11 protein-coding genes are annotated in these 13,012 nt (G+C 44.5%); all 11 read right to left on the reverse strand.

All coding sequences use genetic code 11. From position 1 onward, the window contains the following. Window positions 1-31 precede the first annotated feature (31 nt). The 11 genes from acsE to AAH944_RS00455 all read right to left on the reverse strand — a co-directional run bounded on the left by acsE (window position 32) and on the right by AAH944_RS00455 (window position 12,970). A complete protein-coding gene (gene acsE / locus AAH944_RS00405; RefSeq protein ID WP_415535580.1) occupies window positions 32-817 on the reverse strand; it encodes a carbon monoxide dehydrogenase/acetyl-CoA synthase methytransferase subunit in 786 nt (261 codons plus the stop codon). Between the two features lie 86 nt (window positions 818-903). Then, window positions 904-2,259 carry an acetyl-CoA decarbonylase/synthase complex subunit gamma gene (gene acsC, locus AAH944_RS00410; protein ID WP_415535582.1) on the reverse strand — a complete coding sequence of 452 codons (1,356 nt, stop codon included), beginning with the start codon at window positions 2,257-2,259 and terminating at the stop codon, window positions 904-906. 51 nt (window positions 2,260-2,310) lie between these two features. Continuing rightward, window positions 2,311-3,255: an acetyl-CoA decarbonylase/synthase complex subunit delta gene (gene acsD, locus AAH944_RS00415; protein ID WP_415535584.1), complete on the reverse strand. Its 945-nt coding sequence runs from the start codon at window positions 3,253-3,255 to the stop codon at window positions 2,311-2,313. Window positions 3,256-3,274: 19 nt separating this feature from the next. Then, window positions 3,275-4,042 (reverse strand): AAA family ATPase, encoded by a 768-nt coding sequence (locus AAH944_RS00420; RefSeq protein ID WP_415535586.1) that lies wholly within the window; start codon window positions 4,040-4,042, stop codon window positions 3,275-3,277. 16 nt (window positions 4,043-4,058) lie between these two features. Next, window positions 4,059-4,829: an AAA family ATPase gene (locus tag AAH944_RS00425; protein ID WP_415537712.1), complete on the reverse strand. Its 771-nt coding sequence runs from the start codon at window positions 4,827-4,829 to the stop codon at window positions 4,059-4,061. An 86-nt stretch (window positions 4,830-4,915) separates the two neighbouring features. Beyond that, entirely contained in the window at window positions 4,916-6,898 is a 1,983-nt protein-coding gene (gene cooS / locus AAH944_RS00430; protein WP_415535588.1) for an anaerobic carbon-monoxide dehydrogenase catalytic subunit, read from the reverse strand. A 667-nt stretch (window positions 6,899-7,565) separates the two neighbouring features. Then, window positions 7,566-8,474, reverse strand: a complete 909-nt coding sequence (locus tag AAH944_RS00435) for an amidohydrolase family protein (protein WP_415535590.1) — start codon at window positions 8,472-8,474, stop codon at window positions 7,566-7,568. 89 nt (window positions 8,475-8,563) lie between these two features. Then, window positions 8,564-9,367 carry a methyltetrahydrofolate cobalamin methyltransferase gene (locus AAH944_RS00440; protein WP_415535592.1) on the reverse strand — a complete coding sequence of 268 codons (804 nt, stop codon included), beginning with the start codon at window positions 9,365-9,367 and terminating at the stop codon, window positions 8,564-8,566. A 177-nt stretch (window positions 9,368-9,544) separates the two neighbouring features. Further along, window positions 9,545-10,393, reverse strand: a complete 849-nt coding sequence (locus tag AAH944_RS00445) for a bifunctional 5,10-methylenetetrahydrofolate dehydrogenase/5,10-methenyltetrahydrofolate cyclohydrolase (RefSeq protein ID WP_415535594.1) — start codon at window positions 10,391-10,393, stop codon at window positions 9,545-9,547. A gap of 5 nt (window positions 10,394-10,398) precedes the next feature. Then, window positions 10,399-11,031, reverse strand: coding sequence for a cyclodeaminase/cyclohydrolase family protein (locus AAH944_RS00450; protein ID WP_415535596.1), 633 nt, complete (start codon window positions 11,029-11,031; stop codon window positions 10,399-10,401). 262 nt (window positions 11,032-11,293) lie between these two features. Further along, window positions 11,294-12,970, reverse strand: coding sequence for a formate--tetrahydrofolate ligase (locus tag AAH944_RS00455; RefSeq protein WP_415535598.1), 1,677 nt, complete (start codon window positions 12,968-12,970; stop codon window positions 11,294-11,296). Between the last annotated feature and the right edge of the window lie 42 nt (window positions 12,971-13,012).

Genomic DNA, 13,012 nt, shown 5'->3' on the forward strand with positions numbered 1-13,012 from the left:
CCCCCAGGCCGTTGCAAGACGAGGCTATCAATTATAGCTCCAGGTAGGAATCGGCATATAACATATTGCCTTTAATCATGTCGCAGGTTTTGATTGTCTCCATAAGCCTCTGATCGCAAGGGTTAACAATGGCTGCGGTCAGACCGCATTGCATGGCCATTGCACAATAAGTAGCGTCAATGATCGGACGGACATGTTTCGGAGCGCCATTGGAGACATTGCTTAAGCCAGCATTGGTTCTGAGGCCCATCTCCGTAATTTGACGAATGGTCTCAAGGACTTCCGTTGCTTTTTCCTGCATGCCTTTGATGACTAGGAACAGCGGGTCAAATAAGAGATCCATTGGGTCGATACCAAGCATCATTGCTTTTTCCAGCATTTCGGTACAATAAGTGATGCGCTCTTCGACGTCAGAAGGAATACCTTCTTTAGCACACAGGGCAATAGCCATGGCATCGTTGGCGGCGGCGACTTCTAAGAGTCCCAGTCTCGGACCGGCATCGGCAGAATTGATAATCGGTTTGCCTTTGGAACGGTTGTAGACCCTGATACCGGCTTCAATGGCTTTTTTATTGGCCGTATCTAAACAAATTGGAACATTATCAAATTCATTCTGCAGAAGCTGAACGGCCCAGGCCATGACTTCTTCGCCGTCCCTTTCAGCAGGTCCGATATTCAGGTCAAGATAAACAGCACCGGCATCTAGCTGTTCTTTTGCTCTCTGGAAAATTGGGGCAGGATTACGGTCAGCGATAGCCTGCCGAATGACCGGAGAAATACAGTGGATTCTTTCACCAATGACTAAAAATCTGTCCATGTTAGGAGCACCTCCAATTTTTATTGAGAACGGAACACTTTAGATTAATAAATTAATACTTTAGGTCAATTCGTGTCTTTTTCAGTTCAGTTAATGCCTTCCATCGTTCTTAAAAATTTAGGAAGATGCATGGCTTCATCAGGACCAATGATAACTTCCCAGTCAGGAAGGCTGTCCTGGATGTCACCTTTCAGAACGGCAACTTTTCCAGGAATAATAAGCTTTCTGCATTTTGTTTTACTTTCAATGCCGGATTCTTTAATGAATTTAGCAATGACCGAACCGCTGAACTTGCCTGCGGCCCATGCTGTAAGGACGGAATAACCGCCGGCATCAGGGATTCCCAGCCAGGCCGGTACTTTGGATCTCTCCACTTCACCGGAAACAACGAAGTAAGTCAGAGCAAAGTCAACCGTAATCAAAACAGGTGAGCTGTCGCCGGGGTTGTTGATCGGATAGAATTCCGGTTCAACTCTCATCGGTTTCTGCGGGTCAGTATAGATATTCTGTCTTAAACCGAAGAGCGGGAGAGCGCGGGCGTAATCCATATCGTCCATAACAATAAGGGAACCATATTTCATGGTGAACAGGGAGGCCAGAGCAACTTCCATAAATTTGTCACCTTTGGCCAGCTCGTTGACAAAGACTACGGAAGGATAACCAAAGGTTCTGTCTTGCTCTTTTAGAGCTGTTCTGCGGATCTGTACAGCGTTGGTAAAAGCTTCACGTGCAGAAGCGCTGCCGATATCCAGCAGTAATTCTTTGTAATCAAGTTTCTGGACATTTTCGACCAGATCATACAATTCGGCAAGTGAGGGTGCTTTTAAGCCGAGAGGGAGTTTGAGATCCTTGACCAAAGCAACCATTTCCTGATAGTTGTTGCTGTCAGCGCCGAATACGATCGGGAGTTCATCTTTGACCAGTTCCAAAGTTTCTTTCAGCACGGAAACATCGGGGCATACCAGCATGTAGGCTACTTTTAAACCGGAAGCTTTAACTTTACTGACTAAAGAGAGATAAGCGTCTTTGTTGCCAACATACTGTAGGGCAGCAATTTCAGCTCTCATTTCTTCGCCGATCCGGACATAGTCGACGTTTTTCATATTGGCGATCTTCGCATCGATTTGTTCCTGGGACATCGCATCGGAAAGCAGTACAGCAAATCTGTTGCGGTTGACAAAGGTTTTCTCGTGACGGAAAAGAACAATTTCACCGCCAAGTTTACATTCGGTTTCTCCTTTGCCGAAAGTCACGACCTTCATCAGGGGAGCAGTGGACTCAGAGAGCTTTGCCATCGCATCATCACTCATGTGCGAGCACTTGCTTATTTCTACACCGCCAGCTGCTACCTTCATCGAAAAAGCCATACAGGTAGGAAAGCCACATTCTTTACAGTTGGTTTTGGGAGTCAGTTTATAGATATCCAATCCGGACATTGCCATTTTCATTTTCCTCCTTGAATCAAAAGTAGTATCAAAATTCTTAAATATTAATTATTTCAGGTTATCCACGAAAGCACGGATTGTCTCTGCTGAACGCGGATGACGTAGAACAACAGCATCGGAGCCGACGGCAATAACACTGGCGGCTGTAGAAACCTCCATAGCAATTCCACGCTCTTCCTGGCAGCCCCATTCCGGAGAATCTTCCTCTGTAGAGGCAGACTCTTTAACGTTCCAAGTATCAAAAGAAACGGGTGTAATAATCGGCATCTGTAAGGTTTTATCATTTTGACCCAAAGCGGCCAGTCTGATTCTGTCAATGGTCGAAGCGACATACTCAAAACCGTAACCGACAGGTGCGGTCCCAACATTCATTATGATATTTTCGTTTTTGACTTCCAGTTGGTTGATTAAAATATTTAATTGCTTAGCCAGGTTGATGTCAACCGAGGACTCAGCCGCTACTTTATGTTTATAAGCTGTTACGCCAGCTGCGGCAACAGTCTTATAGTTATCTTCAACAGCGGATAACAAAAGGATATTTTTACCTTCCAGCTCTTCGGCTACTTTCTCAAATAATTTAAGGTCTTTCTCATAATTTTGTGTCCCGGCAATAACAAGAGGCAGTTTAACAGCATTGGCAACTTTCTTAGCCAGAGTGGCACATTCTTCAACGGATTTATTTAGACCATTCGGATCTGCGCCTTCAAACCGTAAGCAAATGAAATCAGGTGCAAACTTTTCTTCAGCATATTTGGCCCATTCCACAGTATTTTCTGCAGCTGAACCATAGATGGACTTAAGACCATCTGCCCAATTTTCTGGGTAAATATCGAGTATTTCCAAACCAATCTTTACGCCGCTGCCGGTGTCACCGTCAAAACTGTAAAACGGAAACACATTCTGTCCACCGAGAGCTAAGGTGTTCTCCCCTGTCCCTAATTCCAAGTTGTAAATGCTTCCACTATACTTTTGGACTGAGGTTTTAAAAGCCACTAGAATCTCCTCCTTCTTCTTATAAACCAATTATTTGGCAGATATCTTTAATTGCCCGTTTTGATAAACTGTCATCAGGCAAATTAACCAAGGCTTTTCCCTGAGAATCATACGCATATATCAATGGATCCAGGGCAATGATCCCCAGCAGTTCCAACCCCTGCAAAGATATTTCTTCAGTAATCCCCTCGCTTAATTGTTCATCTGGGGCTTTATTGACAATCAAATATTGTTGAGCTACTTTCAGACCTAATTCTTTAACCAACTTGTTGATTCGGCCAACGGCCTGAATGCCGCGGCGCGAGCAGTCGCTAACGAGGATCAGAATATCAATGTTTCTTGCCGTTCCCCGACTCAAGTGCTCCATGCCGGCTTCATTATCGATCACAACATAGTTGTATTTATCAGAGACTTTGTCAAGCTGTTCCCGCAAAATCCCGTTAACAAAACAGTAGCAGCCTTTGCCTTCGGATCTTCCCATGACGAGGAGGTCATAACCATCTCCTTCGGTGATCCCGGTATTCAGTTGGTACTGAAGGTACTGGGCCTTGGTCATTCCTCCGGGGAAGCCATCACGCATGGTTTCTCTTAAGTTTACTTCTTCTCTGATTTCTCCAAGCGTAACTTCGATTGTTTCTCCCAGCACTTCATTCAAATTGGCATTGGCATCAGCATCGACGGCAAGTACAGGTCCTTGCTTATTTTTGACAAGGTAATCGATCAAAAGGCCTGTAATGGTTGTTTTTCCGGTTCCGCCTTTACCGGCTACCGCAATTGTTCTTCCCATCTAAATTGCCTCTTTTCTATATCAAAGCATTGAGCTTAATCTTAATTGCTTTAACTTCTTCAACAATCTTATTGTCCGTGAAAGGAGACTGGTCTGCCCGATCAGAATTGACGACGTTTGCGTTGTAAGAGATAAAACCCAGGCAGGCTTCAAAATCGATATTGTCGAGGATATACCCTTTATCTGCATCGTTTTTGATCTTGTTGCCCACGGCATAAATTTTCGATACGCCGATATCGGAAGCCAGCTTCTTGATCTTGTGGTACGTCTGGAGGCTTCTGGCTCCGGGCTCAATGACCACAATAAAGGCATTCACACCCTGGGCTGTTCCTCTGCCGAGATGCTCAATCCCGGCTTCCATATCCATAACGACAACATCTTTATTTTGCAGGACTAAATGAGAAGTAAGTCTTTTCAACAGGACATGTTCCGGGCAAACGCAGCCGCTGCCGCCGCTTTCGACGGTACCCATCGTTAACAGATTTACACCGTTATAGCGGGTACAGTATTTGTCCGGGATATCATCTACCTGCGGATTCAATTTAAACATTTTACTAAAGGAATCGGTCGGGGTACTTGTTCTTTCGGCAATCAGTTCTTTCATCTCGGCGATCGGTACGATCTTGGAAATAATCTCGTCAGGAAAACCAAGGGCCAAAGCCAGATTGGCATCAGGATCGGCATCAACTGCCAGGACCCGGTAGCCTTCCGCTGCATACAGTCTGCTTAGAATTGCTGCAAAAGTTGTTTTGCCGACGCCACCTTTACCTGTAATTGCTATTTTTATTTAAATCACCCCGATGCACGATTTATCTTTGTTATTGGTTGCAAGAAGAAATTCTTCTTGCAACAAAACGACCATGGCCGCGTTTTTTAAAAGCCGGCAGGAATTAAGTCGTCATAGCCGGTGACATTCATTCTCTGAACGTTAAGGGCTTCGACTTTGGCTCTCTTTTCTTCAATTCTGGCCAGCATTTTTTCTGCGGCTACAGCCGGATCTGTTTCAAAGTAGAATTTTGCTCCTACCCAGTCTTCCAGTTTGTTGGTCAGGATATCTGTAACTTCCGGGCTTCCAGTTACCGGAGGAACAACGCCCAGGAAGGTATCAATTCCAGAGCTTACTACATAGGTACCGATGGCGATAGCTTTTTCGGACATCCATTCCGGAGCTGCGCCGACAACCGGCAATTCACTCATATCGAGTCCCAGAATCTTGGCTACTTCACCAACCAGTTCAAGGATACGACTGTTGTCAACACAGGAGCCCATATGCAGAACAGGAGGGATATCGGCCAGTTCGCATACTTTTTGTAAGCCTACTCCGCAATACTTGACAGCATCTTTGCTTAAGAGACCAGCTTTGGCAGCAGCCTGAGCCGCACAGCCGGTAACAACAACAATGACGTCATTGGCGAGCATCTTTTTAATGATCTCGATATGGCTATGGTCACCTTTCACCTTCGGGTTGTTGCAGCCGACGACACCGGCTGCGCCTCTTAATACACCAGAAACTAAGCATTGCGCCAATGGTTCAAACGTGCCTGGCTTATGCGTATAAGAATTGACAACGCGGTCCAACTGGCCAATAATAGCCTGGTTGCTGTAACCGATCGTGCCGGTTGATTTATGTGTTGGGATGGAAACCTTTTCGTGCTTTCTGTTTGTATAGTTCTCTACTGCTTTCCGAATTATTCTCTTTGCGCATTCATAGGCGTTGTTCTCATCAAATTCGATATGAACGGCGTCTTTAATTTTTGCAAGTCTTGAGGTTGTGATAAATTTGGTATGGTAACATTGAGCCAGGTTGGCCAGGGCAGGGAAGATACATTGAACGTCCACAATCATGGCCTCAACGGCGCCGGTAACAATCGCGAGCTCCTGCTGATTGAAATTCCCGGCAATTTTAATGCCATGACGCATCGCGACTTCATTGCCGGTACAGCAAATGCCGACCAGGTTGATTCCCTCTGCGCCGACACTCTTGGCCAGAGCCTTCAGCTCAGGGTCATCAGCGGCAATAACGATCATTTCCGATAAACTGGGTTCATGACCATGCAAGACAATGTTCACCATGTTTTTCTCAATAACACCCATGTTGGCTTCGATTTCTCTCGGCATCGGGGTTCCAAAGATAATATCGCTGAATTCAGTACCGATATAGGAACCGCCCCAACCGTCGGTCAAAGATGTCCGCATAGAAAGATTGATCATGCTTTCAGCATCAGCGGTACAGCCCATATGTGTAGCATGCATAATCGATACAACTTCTTTGTCAATAGCATCGGGGAGGATATCATTATCTTCCCAGACTTTTAATCTTTGTTTAGTAATACTTGGCGGAATAACCATCGAACCAAAAGGCTTGCCAAAATCATTCAGAGCTGCTTCAGCAACTTCATGGGCAACCCGGTAGATATCTTTGCCTTCTGTAGCCACACCCCATCTGGCTGCAACATTCAGCAGTTTTTTCTCGTCACGGATTTGATAATCTCCGTCCGGACTTGCCATATGAAGTACATGGGCAATATGTCTGCCGTGATCGGAGTGTGCAGATGAACCGCCTGCTACCATTCGGGCATAATGCCTGGAAGCAATAACATCCGCAGTGGCGCCGCAAATACCTTTTTGAACGCCTTTTCCTGGAATCGGGCTGACGCGGCAAGGACCCATGGTACAAATCCGGCAGCAGACACCTTGCTCACCAAAACCGCATTGGTTTTTGAGAGCGGCTTTTCTGTCCCAGAGTGTTTCGGAACCGTCATTCCGGGCCTTGACGTAAAGCTCTTGAGTAGCTAAATCTACTGACAGTGTTGTTTCGTCCAGTAATTTTTTTTCATCCTGTAGTTTTTCGTCCATTGCGTTTCCTCCTTCAATAACTATACGTTGTCTTTAAATCGTTTAGCTGCTACAGATAGCTAATACTTAAAGTAAAAAGTGTCGTGTACTGAGGTTTTAACTCGAAATCGGGTCCTTTATGAGTAAATTCACAAACTTTTTTAAAAATATAAGGATTAGAGCTCTGGCAGTAAAAATGGTATAAAATAGACAGTGTAAATTTAAGATTATTATAGTACGAAATTTTTCGGGAATATATTGATCCGTTGTTAATGAACGAAATGGGAGGCTGAATAGCAATTATTCAATTCTTAACAGCATAATTTATATATACTTGTATATAAATAAAAAATTAAAAAATTACCTGTATAGGTTTGTATATCTTTGTATATACAAGGATTATGACACTTTTGCTTTAATAAATACAAAATTTATTATAAACAATTGTGGTATTTGCTTTTTAATATCTTAAAAAGAATTTTTTTACAAAATAATACTTATTGATTTCACTTAGTAATTTAGCACGTAGGGTTAGGGTCTCAGGATGTTATGATATTCCGAGGAGATCCAGACGACAGGATTAGTGTATGCTAGTTTTTCGATGATGGTAGAAAGCTCGTTTTTCAACATTTCACAACAAATCACTGTTGTCTTTATCATAATTTCTCAATTCAATCGATTTTTTTGCTTAGGAGATATAATCCAATTCTTTATTATTGAGATTTAAAGCACTGATTCCGTTTGCAGTGGCCAGTTCCAAAACGGCGTGTTTGCTTATTCCTGTCATAACCATGTGACCGACTTCATCATAGAAACCTTTTCCGTGGGATACCCCGTATGAACCAGCATCGCTGCCAACGGCGATTTTTACGCCTAATTCAAAGGCTTTTTTGACCTGGGCTTTCTGCGTATCATAAATCCGGGCAATATTCGGCAATTGGTCTGTAAAGCGGCTGTCTTTTGAAGTAATCAGGTTGCCCAAAGGTGCTAATGTAGGGACCCAGATGGCATCGTGTTCCAGCATCAGCTGCAATTCATGTTCTGTCAAAAAATAACCGTGCTCAATTGTATTTGCACCGGCTCTCACAGCGATACCAACTGCTTCTGCCGAGTTAGTGTGGACCATTACGGGAAGGTCTTGATCCCTTGCTGTCTGTATCATGTAGTACATTTCATCATAACTGAAATGTGAGCCGTCAACTTTCCCGAATTGATCAAAATCTACAAGTCCGGTCAGTAGTATCTTAAGATGATCGGGCTTTAACGCAAGCAGCTTTTTAAAAACATTTTTGAAATCAGCTATATCGGCAACCGGTCTGCCCAAAAAGCTGCCGTAGCATCCTTGTTTGTAGATCGCAAAACCAGGGGTCCGGAGAATCATTCCTTCTTCAAGGGCCAGTTCCCTGGCCAGAAGAGATACATTTAAGTTGTCTCCCCCGTCACGTAGTGCGCAAATGCCCATTTTTTTATATTTCCTAAGGAAATTGGTGATTATAGTTGAATTGGGGTTATCTTTGTGCAGCAGACGTGCCTCTTTAAAAGCTATTCCATCCAAAGCCAAATGAACATGGGCGTCAACCAATATGTTTTTAATCATTTTATTCACCTGGCTTTAAAAGGTTTTGCGGACCACCAGAAGGGGAACGCCTTTCTAGTGGTCACAAATTTCATTTTTCTTGTCTATCTTTATTTCACAGGACCAATTTTACCTTGTCTGAAAGCGGTGCTGAACTTTCTGCAGTTCTTGTCTTTACCCATTAATGCTTCAGTTGCGAGCAGGGTTGCAATCATATCTCTGCTGCAGGGATCCATAATTGCGGAATCCATACCAAAGAAAGTAGCCAGGGCCAGGAAGTTCTGGTTCACAACTTTTCTTAAAGGCATTCCAAAAGAGATGTTGCTCAAACCGGAAGTGATCTTGATTGTCGGGTACATTTCTTTGATTCTTGTCATGCTTTCATTAAAGGAGTACATAGAATTGTTATCAGTAGACAAAGCAATAACCAAGGGGTCGACATGCATCCTGTCAGGAGTAATATCATATTTAGCAGCTTCCTCAACCATTTGCTTAGCAATTCTGACTCTGGTGTCAACGTCTTTCGGAATTCCGTCATTGTCGCAAGTCAGCGCAATGACTTCCCAGGTCGTTCCCTTGATAAGCGGGAAAATGACATCGCATTTGTCGCCTTCCATGGAAACGGAATTGATAAGCCCCGGTCTCTTGGCATATTTAAAAACGGCTTCAATTGCACGCGGATTGGGGCTGTCAATACAGAGGGGAGTGTCAACGGCATCCTGAACAATATCCATTAACCATTTCAGTGTTTCCACTTCAACGTCAGGTGATGTGCTGGCACTGACATCTAGGTAGTGGGCGCCGTCATTGGTCTGGTCAATCGCACGCTGGCGGATAAAGTCAGCATCTCTTTCTTCAATCGCTTTTTTTACGATAGGGATTGTACCATTGATTTTTTCACCAATAATAATCATCTATCAAATTCACTCCTTCATGAAATTTGTATATACAGGTATACGCTTAGAGTTTAACATTGTTTCTACATATGGTCAATATCTTTTTCGACAAAGTACGCTATATTCTAAAAATAAAAGTATCCTAAATATTTTATCTTTCATAGACTATTTAGATTGCTGGGTCAACAAGGTTTATCAGTGTTTTTTTCTGGCTGCCCGCAGACAGTTTTTCATCAAAATCGCGGTGGTAATCGAACCTACGCCGCCCGGTACAGGGGTGATCGCACTGACTTTGTCCACGACTGCATCATAATCGACATCCCCGCACATCTTGCCGTCTCCGGCATCGTTGATGCCAACGTCGATGACAACGGTGTTTTCGGATACGTATTTGTCATCGATCATTTTGGCTCTGCCCATCGCAGCAATGATGATGTCCGCTTTCTTCGCAATTCCGGCCATATCTTTGGTCTTGGAATGGCACATCGTCACGGTCGCATTTTCTTTTAAGAGCATCATGGCCAGCGGTTTGCCGACAACGAGGCTTCTTCCCATGACCACTACATTCGCGCCGCTAAGATTGTAGCCGTAATGGCTCAAGGTTTCCATACATGCTGCGGGCGTGCAGGGCAGGAGTCCGCTCATATCGCCTTCAAATACTTTGGCCAGATTCAGCGGATTCATGCAGTCAATGTCTTTATCTGCCGAGATCAGGTGCTTGATGACTTCTTCGTCCAGCTGTTTCGGTAGCGGACGGAACAGCATGATGCCATGAACGGTACTGTCATTGTTGACCCCCGTCATGACTTTTGTGAATTCTTCCATGCTGATATTTAAGTCCAAAGGATAGGTCTTGGTTGCAATGCCAAGATTATCGCAGTTTTTAATAATGTTGTTTTCATAGTAAACGTCGTCCGGACGGCTGCCGACGCGAATGATGCCTAAGGTCGGGTTGATGCCTTCAGCTTTTAAAGCCGCAACTTCCTGCTGGAGGTTTTCTTTCATGGCCTGAACAACGGGTTTAGCGTTAAGAATCTGAGTCATGCTGCTTATTTACCTCCTGTGATTGCATTCTGAACTTCCGCAAAGATGCGGTCGGCTTTGGCGGTATATGTGGTGACAAGTTCATTCAGTTCAGTCTCAATTTTCTGTTTTAGAACCTGATCTTTCATGATCTGGGTGTTGATTAAGACATTCAGTTTGGCACCTTCGAGCGCAGCTTTCAGGAAGGTTACGCCGACACCGACGTCGCTAATCGCAATACGGGTGCCTTTCTGAGCGAATTCTTCCTGAAGATTGATGCCGTCAGCGCAGCATCTGGCAATATCGAGCGGTACAAGTGTTGCTTTAACCAAAGCGGCCTGCAAGGTTTCTTCTTTGGCCCGGATTTCTTCTTCAGTATTTTTAGGCAGTCCGTAAGCCTGGGAAAGCGGATAGAAAGCATCAGCATCTTCTTTGACCAGAACCTGCAGTTTTTCAATGATCTTCTGGCCTTTTTCCATCAGGACGAGTACATCGGCTTCAACATCAGCATATTTCTTCTTGCCGACAGTTAAACTTCCTACCATGACACCCAGCGCCATGCCGATGGAGCCAACATAAGCAGAAGCACCGCCGCCGCCAGGAATCGGCTCTTTGGAAGACAGAGCGTTTACAAATTCAATACAGCTCTTTTTCAACATAATATTCATCTCCTGTTCTTAATTTTTTTTGCTACTAAATTATTGCGTGAGCAACCAATATATAGCGATCCCATAGTCATGTCATCTTAAGACAAGTATTCTACAAAATACTCAAAGCTTAAATTCTGGTATCTAGTTCTAGAAACTAGTCTGTGTAATACATAGACAACGTCAGTGAATAAAGATTAAGAGCATTTATAGAATGAGATGGTAGTACGAAGCTGCCATCTCATTCTTATTGGAAACAATATTAAACTTTATCTTAGAATAAGCCGGAAATCTTACCGGTGCTGTCTACGTCAATGTTTTCAGCAGACGGTACTTTCGGCAGGCCGGGCATGGTCATGATGTCTCCGGTAAGTGCAACGGCAAAGCCTGCACCAGCAGAAATCTTCACGCCACGGATCGAGATTCTGAAGCCTGATGGACGTCCCAGTTTCTTCTGGTCATCAGACAAGGAATACTGGGTCTTCGCCATACAGACCGGAACATCACGATAGCCGATTTTTTCGATATTCTCAATATCTGCGGAGCTGCTGCCAATGAAGTCAACACCGTCTGCACCATAGATCTTGGTGGCAATTGCGGTAATCTTGTCTTTGAGGCCCATGTTGATGTCATAAGCAAAGTTAAAGTTTTTCGGGCTGTCAATGATGCGAAGGACTTCTTCAGCCAGTTTCGCACCACCAGGGCCGCCTTTTTCCCAAACTTCGGAAAGGGCTACATTAACGCCGAGTTTCTTGCACTCGTCTTCAATCATTGCCAGTTCAGCTTCGCTGTCGGTTGGGAACTTGTTGATCGCAACAACGGCAGGCAGACCAAAGTTGATGGTGACGTTTTCGACGTGTTTTAAGAGGTTCGGCAAGCCTTTTTTGAGGGCATCCAGGTTTTCTTTGTTGAGATCAGCTTTGGCTACGCCGCCATGGGATTTGAGCGCGCGAACGGTTGCAACAATAACAACGGCTTCCGGACGCAGGCCACTTAAACGACATTTAATGTCAATAAATTTCTCAGCGCCGAGGTCAGCACCGAATCCAGCTTCGGTTACAACATAGTCGCCAAGTTTTAAAGCCATCTTGGTCGCCATAACACTGTTGCAGCCGTGAGCAATGTTCGCGAACGGTCCGCCGTGAATGAAAGCTGGTGTATGTTCAAGAGTTTGTACAAGGTTCGGTTTTAAAGCATCTTTCATCAGGGCACCAACAGCACCTTGACACTTCAGTTGACCGGCAGTTACGGGTTCACCGCTTCTGTTGTAGGCGACAATGATTCTCTCAACTCTTGCTTTGAAGTCGTCAATATCGCTGGATAGGCACATGATCGCCATGATTTCAGAAGCAACCGTGATGTCAAAGCCGTCTTCTCTCGGAGTGCCATTGGCTTTGCCGCCAAGTCCGTTGACAATGAAGCGGAGCTGGCGGTCATTCATATCCATGCATCTTTTCCAAGTAATTCTACGGACATCGATATCCAGCGCGTTGCCTTGTTGGATATGGTTGTCGAGCATCGCTGCAATCAGGTTGTTGGCAGCACCGATGGCATGAAAATCACCTGTGAAGTGAAGGTTGATATCTTCCATTGGTACGACCTGAGCATAACCGCCGCCAGCGGCGCCACCTTTGACACCAAATACAGGGCCTAAGGATGGTTCGCGTAGTGCAATGACAGTTTTTTTGCCGAGATAATGGAGAGCATCTCCTAAACCGACGGATGTCGTAGTTTTACCTTCTCCGGCAGGAGTCGGGTTGATGGCAGTAACAAGAATCAGTTTGCCATTCGGTGTGTCCGCTTTTTGATTTAATAAGTTGTAGTCGACCTTGGCTTTGTATTTGCCATAGGATTCCAGATAATCCTCGGGGATTCCGAGTTCTTTTGCTACATCTAATACAGGCAGCATGGTTGATTCCTGGGCGATTTCAATATCACTTTTGAAAGCCATTGGTTTTCCCCCTTTTTTTAATTATGGACATTTTGCTTAACT

Source organism: Dehalobacter sp. CP (assembly GCF_047652685.1).
Classification (GTDB): domain Bacteria; phylum Bacillota; class Desulfitobacteriia; order Desulfitobacteriales; family Syntrophobotulaceae; genus Dehalobacter.